This window comes from Paenibacillus sp. cl6col (assembly GCF_900102125.1).
GTDB classification, from domain to species: domain Bacteria; phylum Bacillota; class Bacilli; order Paenibacillales; family Paenibacillaceae; genus Paenibacillus_B; species Paenibacillus_B suaedae.
Genome location: NZ_FNAZ01000005.1, coordinates 52,731 through 68,358, shown reverse-complemented (window position 1 = coordinate 68,358; position 15,628 = coordinate 52,731). Strand labels below are relative to the sequence as shown.

Genomic DNA, 15,628 nt, shown 5'->3' with positions numbered 1-15,628 from the left:
GTGAGAATCCTGTGGGAGCTCGCAATGTCCCCAATCGCAAGTATCCCTAATTTCGCAAAATGCTTGCACATTCGGGATCCAACACCGAACATTTTATGAACAGGTTCTTTCCACAGTAAAGCGGGAACATCGGATGCACGGTAAAAATACCGCTTTTACTTTTTTCCAGATGTCTGTTTCAGTTTTAGCTAATATTTTATTGGCGCTGATCCCTATTCGAATCCGCACTCCTGTCTGGATCATTACTCGTTTCTGGATTTCCAATGCAATGGTGATCGGATCACCGAAAATTGTTCGTCAATACTAAACACTTCAACTAAATCGTAAATTCCTCATAAATCTGAGTAATCATCAAAGAAACATCGATGTAATGTTGCATACGAGGACGCATAATAACGAGATCCGGGCATTTCCCGTTCAGCTGTCGTCGTCACGCCAAAACTTTTAGCAATCGGTCATGCGGCTAGAGTGATCCCTGAACGACGTGTAGGATCACCAGCTCCTACTACTGCTTTATTTTTATATTCTCGATGATTTTCTTTTTCTACACTTGCATATTTCGTAATCGGCCAAAAAATATTAGCCTTTCCTTCTTTGACTCACATAAAGCCCTCCAATATTTATAAATCATGTTATATGCACAATCACAGTCAGCATCTAGTGGTCGGGATCGACCTCGCTCAGCAAACACATGAACGTGCAGTTAACTTCCGTGAGATCGTAGTCAGTAATGCCCCTTTCCTTCTCGAATGATGAAGAAGGATTTCAAAACCTTGTCACCCGCGGAAGCCTCATCATGTTAAGTATGTATAAAGAAACACCTATTCCTAATCATATTCAACAGTAAAACAAGCACCGTCAAAATAAATGAGATCTCCCTGATCGTAATTCCAAACTGCCTGAAGTTGAGTTGGTTGTTTGATACCGCCAATTGTCTTGTAGTCCTTAAATATGGCCGACCATCTTACTTGCTGAATTGTTCCATCGGTAGATATAACGGATCTATCTTCTGTTGTAAAAGAAAGAAGCTCCCCATTCTCACTGAACGTAAATATCCCACTTGCTGATATATCATTGTATGATATCGTCGCTTTTGCATGGGTATCATCAACTGTCTCCCAGGTCATATAATGCTGTAAAGCAGCATTAGGCATGATAAGAGATTCTGAAAGAAAGGTTACTAGACAAGCTTTATTCATTTCTTTACCTTTGTGATTAAACAACGTAATGACTTTAGCCAGAACTCCTTTCATACTACCTTCACCATTAATATAAGAATCCAACCCTTGAAATGGTATTCCATACATTGATGTGTCAATATAAGCAAATCTTATAGGTTCACGTACAAAGTTATATTGGGTGTAGTCGATTTTTAATGGTGGCTTGTCGGGTGACATAATAAAATTAACTTCTTTAAAGGCTACCTTCATATAAGACATTTTAGGAATGCCGATGTATCCACTATATTCAAAATATTTCCTTACAGGATACGGCAATTCTTTTATATCATCGAATGTAAAGATATCATTAATGACATTAGAAATATTGATTTGTTCTGTAGCGGATTGAAGAAATTCTGTATTGGTTTTGGAATAAGGTACATTAAAAAATACAATGATACCGATTATGATAATGCCAAAGATCGAAACGATTATCCACATTGTTTTTTTACCCCTTTTCCCCGTCTTCATGAACATTCTCCATTCTGTTTACATTGTTAGCTAAATGAATGATTCCTTTATATAATCCGTTGGTCAAATTTTCATCAAGTGCGTCAAACAGAGCATTCAGAAACTGCATCTCTTTTTCGCTTCGAGCCTGGAAATAAGTGAAACATTCGGGTGTAAGGTGAATTCTAAAGATTCTAGCGTCTTGATCATCTTTTATAAGGGAGACAAAGCCCTGTTTCTCAAGTAAACCGGCCATTTTCTTAATATTTTGCCTAGAATTCCCAACCAATTTAGCCACCTCACTTATTGTTGGAGATGATCGTCCCGACTTTAAAATGACAGCTATCAACAACCACTGCTTAAGAGTTACATTCTCATCCAATTTGTCACCAAGAGCTTGTAATCGGTTGGCTAATGTAAGAATACCACCAAAGATGTAAGCCTTTTTCTCTATGTCATTCAATATTACATACCTCCGATCTGTTAAAATAAAGGTAACTAGTTACACTTATTTTACGTAACTAGTTACCTTTTGTCAAATTTGTTGATGAACCCTAGAGAATCTACGGTAACTTCCAATATGACTCGCAGGAACTTCCTCCATCATCAGTCATCGGACAGTGTTGTTTCACTTCAGATGTGTAATAAAATCCGATCTTATGCAGTCGGTTTAATGTTGGTCGAGGCGAAGGATAAGGACATATTTGATACTTAAAATAAATTACGCTAACTGGACGATATTAGTTTGCTATGAAGCAGCTCCAATTTAATTTATTGAAGTAACGTGCTGAATCATCCTGTAGCTTTACTTCGACGGTAAGAGGTCGATTAAAAGGTATTGCGAGTTGGCGGGTGCCGAGTACAAAGGTAGTCATGGATTCAGACATACGCACACCGTACGACTACTGAGAAGCGGGAGTAAGACTACTTTTTGTATCAAAACGACTTGGACATAAAACAATTAAAACAACCGCAGATACCGACCTTGACATCACAAAAAAATACAAGAAGACGAACTTAAAAAGTTCGCCTCCTACACGAAAAAATGAATCTTGAATCGGCATGAAATCAGCATGAGCGATTTTAAGCCAATATATAATTAGCTTACAACCCTTGATGCAACAAGGGTTGTAAGAAATTAGCCGATAGAGCCTTCCATTTCGAATTTGATCAATCTATTCATCTCAACGGCATATTCCATTGGGAGCTCCTTCGTGAACGGCTCGATGAAGCCCATAACGATCATTTGAGTCGCTTCATCTTCAGACAAGCCGCGGCTCATCAGATAGAAGAGCTGATCCTCGGATACCTTGGATACAGTCGCTTCATGCTCCAATTGGATATTGTCATTGCGAATCTCGTTGTATGGAATCGTATCGGATGTAGACTCGTTATCCAAGATCAACGTATCACATTTTACGTTTGATTTTGCACCATCAGAATCACGACCGAACGAAGTCAAGCCGCGATACGAAACCTTACCGCCATGCTTCGAGATGGATTTCGAGATGATTGTCGACGTTGTATCTGGAGCCAAGTGAATCATCTTCGCACCCGCATCCTGATGCTGGCCTTTACCTGCTACCGCAATGGACAACACAGAGCCTTTTGCCCCGCGGCCTTTCAAGATGACAGCTGGGTATTTCATAGTCAGCTTGGAGCCGATGTTGCCGTCAACCCACTCCATGTTCGCATTTTCTTCCGCAACGGCACGCTTTGTAACCAGGTTGTAGATGTTTGGCGCCCAGTTTTGGATTGTTGTATAACGAACACGCGCATTTTTCTTCACGATAATCTCAACAACCGCACTATGAAGGGAATTCGTGCTGTAGATAGGCGCTGTACAGCCTTCAACGTAGTGCACGAAGCTGTCTTCATCAGCGATAATCAGCGTACGCTCGAACTGACCCATGTTCTCGGAGTTGATACGGAAGTAAGCTTGCAACGGAATTTCACACTTCACGCCTTTAGGCACGTAGATGAAGCTTCCGCCCGACCATACTGCACTGTTCAATGCAGCGAACTTGTTGTCCGCTGGAGGAACAACAGATGCGAAGTGCTCGCGGAAAATCTCCGGATGCTCACGAAGCGCTGTGTCCGTATCCATAAAGATTACGCCCTGCTCTTCGAGATCCTTCTGCATGCTGTGATAGACAACCTCAGATTCATACTGAGCAGATACACCGGCAAGGAACTTCTGTTCCGCTTCCGGAATACCGAGCTTATCGAATGTTTCTTTAATTTCAGTCGGAACTTCTTCCCATGTCTTTCCTTGCTTCTCAGAAGGACGCACATAGTATTGAATGTCGTTGAAGTCCAGCTCATCCAAATCGCCGCCCCAACGAGGCATTGTCATTTTGTTAAATTGCTCAAGCGACTTCAAGCGGAATTCCAGCATCCAGTCAGGCTCGCCCTTAATACGGGAGATCTCGGTAACGATCTCCGGCGTCAGCCCTTTACCAGATTGGAAGACTGCTTGGTGATTATCGCGAAAGCCATACTTGTATTCTTCCATTTCAGGCATTTTCTTCGCCATTGTTGTTGTACCTCCTTCGTGCGAACCTCGCACTTTATCGCCTATTCAGGCTTCTCGATCCCTTTGCGCAGCGCGTTCCAAGCCAATGTCGCACACTTGATGCGAGCCGGGAATTTGTTCACGCCGGACAGAGCCTCGATATCTTCATATTCATCAAACGCAGCGTCCTCGCCTTTAACCAGGGCAGAGAATCGCTCAGCCAATTCATGTGCCTGCTCCAACGTCTTACCTTTAACCGCTTCTGTCATCATTGACGCACTAGACATGCTAATCGAGCAGCCTTCGCCTGTGAATCTGGCATCCTCAACAATGCCATCGTTCAGCTTCAGCTGCAGTGATATGCGATCTCCACAAGTCGGGTTATTTAGGTCAACCGTAACCGTGTCTTCCTCGAACGTGCCGCGGTTCCGTGGCTTCTTGTAGTGATCCATGATGACTCGGCGATACAGATCATCCAATTGCATCGCTGAAATACTCCTTCGTTTCCCGCAAGGCTTCCGCCAACCGGTCAATGTCTGCTTCCGTGTTGTACAAGTAGAAACTTGCGCGCGCCGTAGCACTTACTTTGAGCCAACGCATAAGCGGTTGGCAGCAGTGATGTCCGGCACGTACCGCAATCCCCTTCGCATCCAGAACAGTAGCTACATCATGAGGATGGACATCATCCAAATTGAATGTAACGAGCCCGATCCGTTCGCTGCGAGGACCGTAGATCGAGATTCCCTCAATCTCAGACAAGCGCTCGACTGCATAGGCACCCAGCTGCATTTCATGCTTATGAATATTGTCCAGCCCTACTTCGTTCAGGAAATCAATCGCAGCGCCAAGTCCAACAGCACCCGCAATGATCGGTGTTCCTGCTTCGAATCGTGCAGGAACATCCTTCCATGTCGAATGATACAACTCGACGAAGTCGATCATTTCACCACCGAATTCGATTGGTTCCATCTTCTCGAGCAGCGCCATCTTCCCATATAATGCCCCGATTCCGGTTGGCCCGCACATTTTATGCCCTGACAATGCGTAGAAGTCGCAATCCAGATCCTGAACATCAATCCGCATATGCGGTGTGCTCTGTGCGCCGTCAACTACGATTACAGCACCGTGACGATGTGCAATCTCCGCGATCTGCTTCACTGGATTCACGATTCCGAGCACATTGGATGCATAAGCAATCGATACAATCTTCGTCCGATCTGTAATCGACTGCTCCACATCAGACAGCAAGAGTGTGCCATCTTCCTGCATCGGGATAAATTTCAATGTAGCCCCTGTTGCCTTTGCGACCTGCTGCCACGGAATGAAATTACTATGGTGTTCCATTTGCGTAATTACGATTTCATCGCCTTCACCGCATACGCTGCGTCCGTAGGACGATGCAACGAGATTAAGCGCAGATGTCGTCCCGCGTGTGAACACAATTTCTTCCGTGCGTGCCGCGTTAATGAACCGGGCAACTTTCTCCCGCGCACCTTCGTAAGCGTCTGTCGCCCGGGAACCGAGCGTATGGACGCCGCGATGTACGTTCGAGTTGTCCTTCTCATAATACGCTTGTATCGCATCAATTACGGACCTCGGCTTCTGTGAGGTTGCCGCACTGTCTAAATACACCAACGGATGACCATTAATTTCCTGATCTAGGATCGGAAATTGCTCACGAAGCTCGCGTCCAATCATTGCCCCAGCTTCCTTTCGATGTAACGCTTCAGCAATTGCTGCAGATGCTCGCTTGGCAGCTCAGCTACAACTGGCGCCAAGAAGCCGCGGATAATCAAGTTCTCCGCCTCTTCACGAGCAATACCGCGCGACATCATGTAATGTACTTGCTCCTGGTTCACTTGACCAGCAGAAGCAGCATGACCCGCTGTTACATCGTCCTCATCGATTAGCAAGATTGGGTTGGCGTCACCACGAGCTTTCGGGCTCAACATGAGCACGCGCTCGGTTTGCTCACCGTTCGCTTTTGTTGCCCCCTTCTCGATCTTCGTAATCCCGTTGATGATCGAAGAAGCAGCTTCGCGCATAACCGCGCGCGTAATCATTTGGCTGTCAGAGCTCTTGCCGAAGTGTACGGCTTTCGTCGTAATGTTCAACTTTTGCTCGCCATTTCCTACGCATATTACTTTTGTATCCGATGTAGAACCATTCCCTTTCAGGATCGAGTTCGTTTCAGACGCAGCGTTACCGTTATGCATTTCGCCAACAATCCACTCGATGCGGCCATCGTTTTCAACAATGGCACGACGAATCGTGATATCCGTAGCTTTCTCATCCAAATGATGGACAGATGCGTAAGTTACTTTCGCACCGGATTTAACAAATACTTCTACTACACCATTATGAACATAAGCATCAGTGGAAGAACCGGATACGTAGTTGTCTACGTAATTAACGCGGCTATTCACATCCGCAACGATCAACACATGCGGTGCAAATGTAGCCTTCGCATTATCTGTATAGAATACAGCCTGAAGCGGAATATCCACTTCTACATTTTTCGGCACGTACAAGAATACGCCGCCATTCCATACTGCAGCATGCACAGCTGCCAATTGATGCTCATCAGCCTTCAGAGCTTGCATCAAATGAGGCTTCACCAAGTCTTCGTGCTCACGAACAGCCGTCTCCAAGTCTGTGAAGATAACACCCTTCGCTGCCAATTCAGCTTGCAGCTGACGAAAAACAACACTGGAATTGTGCTGAACCAGCACATTGTCAACCTGCTCGGAAGACTCATCCCCTGTCAAAATGTTGCGAGCTTCTGCTGGAATAGTAGCAAATGTAGATGCCAATTGACCATCTACATGTTCACCATATGCACTAAGATCCCAACGTTCAATTTTTGTTTTCTCAAATATCGGATAATCCAGTCCCGCTGCTTGATCCAACGCCTGCAAGCGCATTTCAGCAAGCCATGCTGGCTCACTCTTGCGGCTCGAAAGCGCTGCGACCGCTTCACGGCTCACTGGCAATGTCGTATTCGTGCTCATCGGTCTATCGCTCCTCCTGTCAATCGTTTGCTAGAATGAATTACTCGTCTTGTCCAACTGTTTCGTCTGTAATGCCGAGTTCTTCCTTCACCCAGTCGTAGCCTTCTGCCTCAAGGCGCTCAGCCAATTCAGGTCCGCCGGATTTCACGATGCGGCCTTGCATCATAACGTGTACGAAATCAGGCTTCACATAGTTCAGCAAACGTTGATAGTGCGTAATAACCAAGAATCCGCGCTCTTCGCTGCGCATCGCATTTACACCATTTGCAACGATCTTCAAGGCGTCGATATCCAAACCGGAGTCGATTTCATCCAATACTACGATTTTCGGATCGAGCATCATCATTTGCAAGATTTCGTTACGCTTCTTCTCCCCGCCGGAGAAGCCTTCGTTCAAGTAACGATGAGCGAACTCTTCGTTCATCTCAAGCTCTTTCATTTTGCCTTCCATTTGGCGAATGAACTTAATCAAGGAGATTTCGTTGCCTTCGCCGCGGCGTGCATTGATGGCACTGCGCAGGAAGTCGGAGTTCGTTACACCTGCGATCTCGCTTGGATATTGCATAGCAAGGAATAGGCCGGCGCGAGCGCGCTCGTCAACTTCCATCTCAAGCAAATCTTCACCGTTCAATGTAGCAGAACCTTCTGTTACTTCATATTTAGGATGGCCCATCAAAGCAGAAGCGAGTGTACTTTTACCAGTTCCGTTAGGACCCATGATAGCATGTACCTCGCCGCCTTTCATTTCAAGGTTGATTCCTTTCAGAATCTCTTTACCTTCAATGGTCGCCTTCAAACCATTAATGACGAATTGAGTTGACATTGTGTTGTAACCTCCAGATTGATGGATTTGTAGAAAAGATGTATACTGAAAGAACAAGCAATCTTTATCCACGCTATAAGATTTATCACATTATAATCATTATAAAATGATTATCATTGATTCTCAATATAATTTTAAAACAATCATTTGTATAAATCAACCAGTGCCCTGTCCTCACTCTTTATACCTCGTGCATAACAGCTCCCTATTTCTATAGAAAAGCGCCTATTTGCTAGAGCATCATCGTTTTACCAATTTATATATAATTTCAGTAAAAAGCGCACCCTTTTCAGGATGCGCTTATATGATTTTCATTTACTTATTGAGATTTGTATCCGCCATTCCTTATGCAAGGAATGCATTCAACATCCATACATGCTTCTCTAGGTCAGATTGAATGCTGATGAACAAGTCATTTGTAGGCTCGTCCCCTGCAGCTTGCGCTGCTTCTTGAGCTTCGCCGCATTCTGCAATCAATTGATTGAAGTCTTTAACAAGCTGCTTCACCATTTCTTCTGCTGTTTCGCTGCCTGTCGCTTCTTGCAATGTTGTATGCTCCAAATACTGCTTCACAGTAGCATATGGTCTGCCCCCAATTGTGAGCAAGCGTTCCGCAACATCATCCATTTTCGCTGTGATTTCATTATAGAACTCTTCGAACTTCTCATGCAGCGTGAAGAACAGAGGACCTTTTACATACCAATGGTAGTTATGAAGTTTCACATACAATACGTTCAAGTTCGCTACTTGCTGATTCAACAGAGATTGAAGTTTTTCGTTATTTGCCATGATCAAAACGCCTCCTAATTGATATCAATTTCTTATTAATAATAATTCTAAATTAATATTAACTATTTTTCAAGTCTTTCTTGTACAAATGTTGATTGCCAATTTTTTCTAGCCTGTTTCTCATCGATTCCTTGCAACTTTATTCTGCTGGCCTACTATATATATGTACCCGTGTCCACGTGAAATGAATCATCGCAACACGGCGTCCCATAAGGACTAGAGGTCATAAGTGTAACGCAAGCTGCTTCAAATCAGCTATGACGCTTGATACATAAAACATCGGAATACTTCAATATTATGCGTCCCCTGCGCATTGATCATACAGCTTAATTTAGAAGTGCCTTAGAACATGAGGTTCAAAGCATCGCTGCCCTTCATGCCAACTGTAATACCGAGACGCTCAGCTTCGTGAGTGATGGATTCAAGCGGAGCTTCAAGCAACTGCTCCAGTGTCCGTACCCCGACTGCGCGTCCTGCGATGATCCCTCGATCATGCAGCTTCGTATTGAGCAGCCCTACATCAAGCGCACCGCACATAATATAGCCTTTATCGGTTGAGATCGACAAAAGTGTCGTTTTGGGCAGCAGCACTTCAACGCCTAGCACGGTTCTCTCACCAATTTCCATGGGTATTAACCGTATCACTTTGAATGCCTCCTTCTGACTTACAGGATGGTATCATCTTATGCAATCGCCGTCTTTTTGGCGCGTATGTGCCCGCAAAACGATATTTAGTTCTAAAGAACTATATTTGTCGGAATTTATACCGTATTATAATGTATTTATCTAGGCAAAATGTCCAGGTTGGAGGAATTACTGACAATGCTTTATCCTACTTCATCTCAACAATCCGTCTTCAAGTTCAATGTTGACATCCTTGTACAAGGCGAATCCAACGTGGCTGCGCTAGAAGCTTTGCTGCAATTGCTGCATCAACACCCCGACGTACTGGACGCACGCGTTCAATCCGGTAATGAGCTCGGTTCCTTGTTGGAGCTTGCCGAAGCCATGCAGCAGCGCAATATCAAGCAGTCACCGTTTGGCAAGCTGGCAGTTCGCGCAGCCCATTCAAGCTCCGCAGCTGCTGATCATCGTGTGGATAATTCCTCACCGAGAACAAATAACAAGCGGGGTGCGGCCGCACAATCACCAGAATCAATGGCAACTATGAACAAGCCAGCACGCACCGCAGCTGCCGAATATACGGAGCCAAGCCAACAGCAATCCAATGATGCCCGGCTTCAAGATGTCGAGAATCAGCTCCGAAGCTACATCGAACAGAATCGTTTATTACGTTTGCGCATTAACAAAGGAAAAGGCATTACATTGAATCTCCCCTGCCGTATCCTCAATTATGACGCCTCAAATCAGCTGCTGAACGTATACCATGTTGATGAGAAGCAAGTGTACGCATTCAACCTGAATGAGATCGAAGATATGCAGCCCTAAACTCAATAACACATGAACAAACAACAACAGCCGCAATGAAGTCAGATCAGTCGACTCCTATTGCGGCTGTTGCATATCTGTTATTCACTTATGTACGAAGCATTGCATCGCTTCCTGATTGCAGCGAATATCTGCGGAACAGAGATTCGAACCCACTGCGTGGCAGCGGAGGGCTGAAGTAATAGCCCTGTATATTGTCACATTGATTATTTTGCAAGAAGATAAGCTGTTCCTTCGTCTCTACACCTTCTGCAATAACTTGCATATTCATATTGTGCCCGAGTGCAATAATCGCCGATACGATGGCAGCATCATTCGGATCTTGCTGCAAATCACGCACAAAGGAGCGATCAATCTTGAGGCGGTGTATCGGAAAGTTCTTCAAATAATGCAGTGAGCTGTAACCCGTTCCGAAATCATCAATACTAATCGCTACGCCCATATCTTTCAACTTGCGCAAGGTCTGTGACGCACGCGATACTTCCATCGTCATGCTCTCCGTAATTTCCAGGTCAAGGTATTGAGGTTCCAGCCCTGTTCGCTGTAGTACCTCCTGTACCGTCTCCGTCAAATTGTTCATTTCGAACTGCCTAACTGACAAATTAACGGATACCGGTATACGTTCAAGGCCTTTATCTTGCCACTGCTTATTCTGTCTGCAGGCTTCTTCCATAATCCATGTCCCGAGGGCTACAATGAAGCCATTCTCTTCAGCCAAGGAGATAAATTCTCCCGGCGGAATGAGACCTCGCTCCGGATGGTTCCAGCGCACAAGTGCCTCCATCCCGACAATTCGGTAGGTCGACATATCTACCTGCGGCTGGTAATAGAGCTCGAATTCCCCTCTTGTCAGCGCCTTGCGCATGTCATGCTCCAGTGTAATACGCTCAAGCGGACGATCATTCATCTCTGGAACGAAGAATAGATATCCGTTCTTCCCCAGTTCCTTCACCCGAGACAAAGCGTAGTCTGCCTGCTGAACGGCCAGACCTGCATCATGAATGCGCATATCTTCATGAATAAGCTTCACGCCTATGCTCATCGTTACATGAACGGGGATATCGTTCAATTCGAACGGCTCCTCGAACACCGACAACAGTTGGCGTACACGCTCCTTCACTTCCTCCTCTGATCCTGCGTTCGTCATGAAGCAGATGAATTCATCCCCCTCCATGCGAGCAATGACATCATTCTCAGTCATCGAGCGCAGCAGTCTGTCGGCAATCTGCATGAGGAGCATATCGCCAAAATCAGTACCAAATGTATCGTTAATGCGCTTAAACCGATCAAGATCCATGTACAGCACCGCAATAGAAAACGAGGCATGAGCAGCCATCTCTAGCGCTTCTTCCAGCCGTTGCATGAACATTCGACGATTCGGTAAGCCGGTCATATCATCATAATAGGCCATGTAGCGAATCCGTTCTTCCATATATCGATTTGGACTCGCGTCTCGAAGACTTACTGAGAAAATGGCTTCCTCTTCTGGACAATGAGTCAGTCCCGGAAGCTGCGTCATTCGAATGAGCCAGTCTTGCGGGAAGCCATCCTTCGAGCATCCGACCAATTCCAGCTCGATCTCGCCCCCGCTTGTTACTTGATCCATGGCCTGAATCAGCTTCGAGCAAGCTTGTTCCTCCATCCATTGTCCGATAGTGATGAGCGAGCCATCGAACCCGGTTACCTCTTGGAACGCTGGGTTCATGCCGACAACCTTGCCATCGTGACGGACAAACAGCATAGGAACAGGCAGGTGATCGTAATAAGACTTCCATGTTGGCTGAACAGAGGCAGCTGGCGGCTCAATCGTGCTAATCGGATTATGTGCGACTCCAAACCGTTGATAGTGTGAGGATCTAATCTTAGCAGCTGCAGCATATCCAAGCATCGCTGTAAGCAGAATCAGCACCCACAATCGCGCCAATCCCTCCAACTGCAGCACTGCCCACCCTGTACATACGATTGCCGTAATTAAAGAGATAGCCATTACATATAAAGCATATCGAATTGAGCGATCCCGCTTCTGCAATTGCCGTTCATTCTGTACCTTACGGTCACTCACTAAGTATCTTCCTTCCAGCATTGGAGTCAGTACGAACACTCATCGACGAGCAGCAAGAGCAAGCATCAACCAACCAGCGATGAATGCCACTCCTCCAATCGGTGTAATCGCTCCTAACATTTTAATTCCTGTGAAGCACAGCAGATACAAGCTGCCAGAGAATACAATAATACCGATCCATATCAGCCGAGCTGACAATGCGACCTTCTTCTGATCCGCCAATTTATCCGCCAATATCGCAATAAGAAGCAATCCAAGCGCGTGCGCCATATGGTATTGAACAGCTGTTTCAAAAGTAGCCATCCGTTCAGGTGTCAACAACCCCTTCATGACATGCGCTCCAAATGCACCGAGAGCGACGGATAACAGCATATTTATACTTCCTATAATCGTATAGCGTCGCAACATGATGTTCGCTCCTTCAAGCCACATTTCGGCAATTTTTAACTATATTCATACGATTATATATTATCTGAATTATTGCTGTTTTTCCACTAACAAATATGATCCTATAGGGCATTCTGAGGTGGGAGATTTATTTACCACCTTCAGGGGCGCGAAGGTTATCCCATACATGACGGAATGCAACAATCGGATGCTTAACCAGCATTTTAGGGCCTACTTCCCGCATGACGAGTTTGATGGCATCACGCTTGTCTTGCTTATAGCAATGAACCGCACACCGTTCACATGTCGTCTTGCGCTCTCCGAAGCGGCAATAGGTAAGACGCTTCCAAGCATAGGCAAGCAATTCAGCGCAGCTAGGGCATAATCCGTATTGCTCTGAACGGTTCTCGGAATGTGGATTCAGCTCCAGTGTATGATGATGATGACAATATATGCGGAGCATGAGCAGAACAGTCCGTTTTTCTCGTGTGATTCTTGGCCCTTCCTGCTTGTGGTTCTCTTTACGGCGCGAAGGTGATGGCAGCATCTCACCTTGCCCTTGTTTTGTTTCCATCTCAATCAACCTCATCATTAGGATTTTCCTCTAACTAATGATGTAATCATATCGAGAAGCAGGAATGCCGGATATGACTTTGATAACAGAACATCCAGCACAGTACCCACATCCACAAGATAACGATCCATGTAAATGAATCGCTCCCATTGGGACAAAAATAAGTGCACACCACCCCTCAAAGTCATACATTGTATATATCGGTTATTTTCAAATTTTTGTTAGAAAAAGTCTATTTTAGATTGTCAACAAAAAATAACCGCAGCAACCTGCTCGCTACTTAGCAGGTCACTGCGGCTGACGATGTTCTTTCCTTCATGCAGAAATTACTTATATGGAATATCCTGCATTAGCGATCTAACCAATAGAATTATTCCTCACTGCTGTCTGATCGCTCCTGTATTCCGACATTACCTTCAGAGCGGCCTGAATCACCTGAGCTTTCCACATAATGCTGGAGCATAGACAGCTTGTTATCCCAATAACGATCATAATAGGCCAGCCAACGCTTCAATTCCAGCAGCGGATCCGGATCCAGCCGGTATCTAACCTCTCTGCCAATTTTCCGATCCTTAACGAGTCCCGCTTCGGCCAGAATACGCAAATGCTTGGATACGGCAGTCCGGCTCATCGGGAAATGTCCGCTAATCACCGTGACAGGAAGTTCCTGATCTGCGAGCAGCTGCAGCAGCTTGCGGCGTGTAGGATCAGCAATCGCTTGGAACACATCATGCTTCGGTGCAGATGCCCCCATCTTACGCCTCGATGATAGAACGAAGCTTCTGAACCAATCCGTCCCAGCCATTGTTCATGCGCTCGCGTACAACTGTATGCGTCTCGCCGAACTCCGTAATCCCCTCCGGATCCCATCCAGAATGAATGAGCGTAAATTCCGTCTTCCCATCAACTTCAGCCAAGGCAAATGTCAATGTCCAATCCTTCCCCCAGCGGAACGACAAGCGGTTCGGAGGATCGAGTTCTGTAACCTTGCATGGCGAGTTGCCAAAGGGGCCCGCATTCAGGTGAAATTCGTAGCCAAGCTCAGGCTGGAAATCATTCGGCATGAACCAGGCTGCAATGCCTTCCGAAGTAGCTACCGCATCCCATACCTTCTGGATCGGGGCTTGCAATGTAATTGTTTTTTGAATATCGAGAGATGATTGAGAAGCATGATTTGTCATAGATGTTATTCCTCCAACTATTCGATATCTGTCAGCATGTGCTAACGAGATCGACATTATTACGAAACCATTTGGTTTCATGTTAGTGTTCATTATATGACACCTATTGGTTTCATGTCAAACACGCCTTCCTTGTCCTGCTCCCCTCTTCTTGAAAAACACGGATTGTGTCACAGTTAGAACCTACTCAACGAGTAAAAAATACGATCCAGAACTATCGTCCTCTTACCGGACGAAAGTCTAGATCGTTCTGATGCTTCTATGCAACTGTGATAATGATCGGATCTTGCTTCGTAATAATAATCGTATGCTCGAATTGCGCAGCTACACTGCCATCAGGCGTGCTTAATGTCCAGCCGTCTGCCTGCTTCACCGCATAGTCCGCGCCTGTAGACAGGAATGGCTCGATCGTAATAACCATGCCTTCCTTCAGGATTCTTGTATCGAGTCGATTGTAAATCGGCAGAATACTTGGCTCTTCATGCACAGCTCTCCCCACACCATGAGAGCACAAGTTTTGAATTACGGTATATCCGCCTTGATCAGCAGCTTCCTCGAACATTTTCCCAATCGTGTTCAGCTTTACTCCATGCTTCAATGAAGAGATGACCTTCATCATCGTATCATGCGTGTATTGACACAGTTCCGTAATTTCCGTGCTGTGAGGAGCAAGTTGGAACGACTGGCCCGAATCCGCAACATAGCCGTTCTTTTCCGCGCATACATCTACATTAATTAAATCACCAGGCTGCAGCACTTTCTTGCCTGGAATCCCATGGGCAACCTCTGTATTCACACTGATGCAAGAATGCCCAGGAAATTTAAAAGCCTTCATCGGTGCGGATACAGCACCATGACGCTTCAGCACTTCCCCACCGATCTCATCCAGTTGCTTTGTCGTCATGCCCGCACGTGCACTCTTCTTCATCTCTTGGATGGTCAATGCTACAATCCTTCCAATCTCCTTCAGTCCTTCTACGTCTTCCTTGGAGCCTGCTGTCATCGCATGCACCTCCCTTTCTACTTCCTCAAGTTACTCATGAAATAAGAATTAAGTACCTTGTATTGTATCACATCCTGATTGCCAGACCTCAAACCTAAATGAATCAGCCGATCCTCAATCTGCTTCCTCAGTTCAATGAGCGCGTGCATCTCTCGTTTCATTAT

At 45.5% G+C, this 15,628-nt stretch carries 16 protein-coding genes and 2 pseudogenes; 2 read left to right on the top strand and 16 right to left on the bottom strand.

Going from position 1 to position 15,628, the window contains the following annotated elements; translation table 11 throughout:
• Window positions 1–20: 20 nt before the first annotated feature.
• A pseudogene (gene polYB, locus BLS15_RS29970) lies at window positions 21–573 on the bottom strand (DNA polymerase IV); the annotation flags it as partial.
• Between the two features lie 63 nt (window positions 574–636).
• Between polYB and BLS15_RS29490 the strand changes: the two are divergent.
• Window positions 637–778 (top strand): annotated as a pseudogene (locus BLS15_RS29490) (IS110 family transposase); the annotation flags it as partial.
• A gap of 49 nt (window positions 779–827) precedes the next feature.
• On the opposite strand, the gene BLS15_RS14630 reads toward BLS15_RS29490, so the two are convergent.
• The 9 genes from BLS15_RS14630 to BLS15_RS14585 form a co-directional block, all read right to left on the bottom strand.
• Complete coding sequence (locus BLS15_RS14630; protein WP_051614075.1) at window positions 828–1,691, bottom strand: DUF6544 family protein; 864 nt, start codon at window positions 1,689–1,691, stop codon at window positions 828–830.
• On the bottom strand, window positions 1,669–2,133 hold the full coding sequence (locus tag BLS15_RS14625) for a MarR family winged helix-turn-helix transcriptional regulator (RefSeq protein WP_051614074.1): 465 nt from the start codon (window positions 2,131–2,133) through the stop codon (window positions 1,669–1,671). Before BLS15_RS14625 ends, BLS15_RS14630 begins: the two co-directional genes overlap by 23 nt.
• A 675-nt stretch (window positions 2,134–2,808) precedes the next feature.
• Window positions 2,809–4,206, bottom strand: coding sequence for a Fe-S cluster assembly protein SufB (sufB, locus tag BLS15_RS14615; RefSeq protein ID WP_021252192.1), 1,398 nt, complete (start codon window positions 4,204–4,206; stop codon window positions 2,809–2,811).
• A 41-nt stretch (window positions 4,207–4,247) separates the two neighbouring features.
• Window positions 4,248–4,670, bottom strand: a complete 423-nt coding sequence (gene sufU, locus BLS15_RS14610; RefSeq protein WP_021252193.1) for a Fe-S cluster assembly sulfur transfer protein SufU — start codon at window positions 4,668–4,670, stop codon at window positions 4,248–4,250.
• Entirely contained in the window at window positions 4,657–5,883 is a 1,227-nt protein-coding gene (locus tag BLS15_RS14605; protein WP_028532378.1) for a cysteine desulfurase, read from the bottom strand. Before BLS15_RS14605 ends, sufU begins: the two co-directional genes overlap by 14 nt.
• Entirely contained in the window at window positions 5,880–7,196 is a 1,317-nt protein-coding gene (sufD, locus tag BLS15_RS14600; RefSeq protein WP_028532377.1) for a Fe-S cluster assembly protein SufD, read from the bottom strand. Before sufD ends, BLS15_RS14605 begins: the two co-directional genes overlap by 4 nt.
• Before the next feature lie 40 nt (window positions 7,197–7,236).
• Window positions 7,237–8,019 (bottom strand): Fe-S cluster assembly ATPase SufC, encoded by a 783-nt coding sequence (gene sufC, locus BLS15_RS14595; protein ID WP_021254151.1) that lies wholly within the window; start codon window positions 8,017–8,019, stop codon window positions 7,237–7,239.
• A gap of 345 nt (window positions 8,020–8,364) precedes the next feature.
• Window positions 8,365–8,808 carry a Dps family protein gene (locus BLS15_RS14590; protein ID WP_028532376.1) on the bottom strand — a complete coding sequence of 148 codons (444 nt, stop codon included), beginning with the start codon at window positions 8,806–8,808 and terminating at the stop codon, window positions 8,365–8,367.
• Window positions 8,809–9,150: 342 nt separating this feature from the next.
• Entirely contained in the window at window positions 9,151–9,453 is a 303-nt protein-coding gene (locus BLS15_RS14585; RefSeq protein ID WP_021254153.1) for a YunC family protein, read from the bottom strand.
• 177 nt (window positions 9,454–9,630) lie between these two features.
• Between BLS15_RS14585 and BLS15_RS14580 the strand changes: the two genes are divergently transcribed.
• Window positions 9,631–10,257: a hypothetical protein gene (locus tag BLS15_RS14580; RefSeq protein ID WP_021254154.1), complete on the top strand. Its 627-nt coding sequence runs from the start codon at window positions 9,631–9,633 to the stop codon at window positions 10,255–10,257.
• 88 nt (window positions 10,258–10,345) lie between these two features.
• On the opposite strand, the gene BLS15_RS14575 is transcribed toward BLS15_RS14580, so the two are convergent.
• From BLS15_RS14575 to map, 6 genes are all read right to left on the bottom strand, one after another.
• On the bottom strand, window positions 10,346–12,319 hold the full coding sequence (locus BLS15_RS14575; protein WP_254777345.1) for a sensor domain-containing protein: 1,974 nt from the start codon (window positions 12,317–12,319) through the stop codon (window positions 10,346–10,348).
• Window positions 12,320–12,358: 39 nt separating this feature from the next.
• On the bottom strand, window positions 12,359–12,727 hold the full coding sequence (locus tag BLS15_RS14570; protein ID WP_021254156.1) for a DUF423 domain-containing protein: 369 nt from the start codon (window positions 12,725–12,727) through the stop codon (window positions 12,359–12,361).
• Between the two features lie 127 nt (window positions 12,728–12,854).
• Complete coding sequence (locus BLS15_RS14565) at window positions 12,855–13,280, bottom strand: nitrous oxide-stimulated promoter family protein (RefSeq protein WP_235074978.1); 426 nt, start codon at window positions 13,278–13,280, stop codon at window positions 12,855–12,857.
• 370 nt (window positions 13,281–13,650) lie between these two features.
• A complete protein-coding gene (locus BLS15_RS14560) occupies window positions 13,651–14,034 on the bottom strand; it encodes an ArsR/SmtB family transcription factor (protein ID WP_021254158.1) in 384 nt (127 codons plus the stop codon).
• 1 nt (window position 14,035) lies between these two features.
• The gene (locus tag BLS15_RS14555) at window positions 14,036–14,461 is read right to left on the bottom strand and encodes an SRPBCC family protein (RefSeq protein ID WP_021259039.1); all 426 of its coding nucleotides are present in this window, start codon (window positions 14,459–14,461) and stop codon (window positions 14,036–14,038) included.
• A gap of 259 nt (window positions 14,462–14,720) precedes the next feature.
• A complete protein-coding gene (gene map / locus BLS15_RS14550; RefSeq protein ID WP_028532370.1) occupies window positions 14,721–15,464 on the bottom strand; it encodes a type I methionyl aminopeptidase in 744 nt (247 codons plus the stop codon).
• Window positions 15,465–15,628 lie beyond the last annotated feature (164 nt).

What these genes read in the sequence shown, in the direction of transcription:
- BLS15_RS14630 (WP_051614075.1), bottom strand. Translation starts at nt 1,691, where the DNA reads ATGAAGACGGGGAAAAGGGGTAAAAAAACAATGTGGATAATCGTTTCG.
- sufB (WP_021252192.1), bottom strand. Translation starts at nt 4,206, where the DNA reads ATGGCGAAGAAAATGCCTGAAATGGAAGAATACAAGTATGGCTTTCGC.
- sufU (WP_021252193.1), bottom strand. Translation starts at nt 4,670, where the DNA reads ATGCAATTGGATGATCTGTATCGCCGAGTCATCATGGATCACTACAAG.
- BLS15_RS14605 (WP_028532378.1), bottom strand. Translation starts at nt 5,883, where the DNA reads ATGATTGGACGCGAGCTTCGTGAGCAATTTCCGATCCTAGATCAGGAA.
- sufD (WP_028532377.1), bottom strand. Translation starts at nt 7,196, where the DNA reads ATGAGCACGAATACGACATTGCCAGTGAGCCGTGAAGCGGTCGCAGCG.
- sufC (WP_021254151.1), bottom strand. Translation starts at nt 8,019, where the DNA reads ATGTCAACTCAATTCGTCATTAATGGTTTGAAGGCGACCATTGAAGGT.
- BLS15_RS14590 (WP_028532376.1), bottom strand. Translation starts at nt 8,808, where the DNA reads ATGGCAAATAACGAAAAACTTCAATCTCTGTTGAATCAGCAAGTAGCG.
- BLS15_RS14580 (WP_021254154.1), top strand. Translation starts at nt 9,631, where the DNA reads ATGCTTTATCCTACTTCATCTCAACAATCCGTCTTCAAGTTCAATGTT.
- BLS15_RS14570 (WP_021254156.1), bottom strand. Translation starts at nt 12,727, where the DNA reads ATGTTGCGACGCTATACGATTATAGGAAGTATAAATATGCTGTTATCC.
- BLS15_RS14565 (WP_235074978.1), bottom strand. Translation starts at nt 13,280, where the DNA reads ATGGAAACAAAACAAGGGCAAGGTGAGATGCTGCCATCACCTTCGCGC.
- BLS15_RS14560 (WP_021254158.1), bottom strand. Translation starts at nt 14,034, where the DNA reads ATGGGGGCATCTGCACCGAAGCATGATGTGTTCCAAGCGATTGCTGAT.
- BLS15_RS14555 (WP_021259039.1), bottom strand. Translation starts at nt 14,461, where the DNA reads ATGACAAATCATGCTTCTCAATCATCTCTCGATATTCAAAAAACAATT.
- map (WP_028532370.1), bottom strand. Translation starts at nt 15,464, where the DNA reads ATGACAGCAGGCTCCAAGGAAGACGTAGAAGGACTGAAGGAGATTGGA.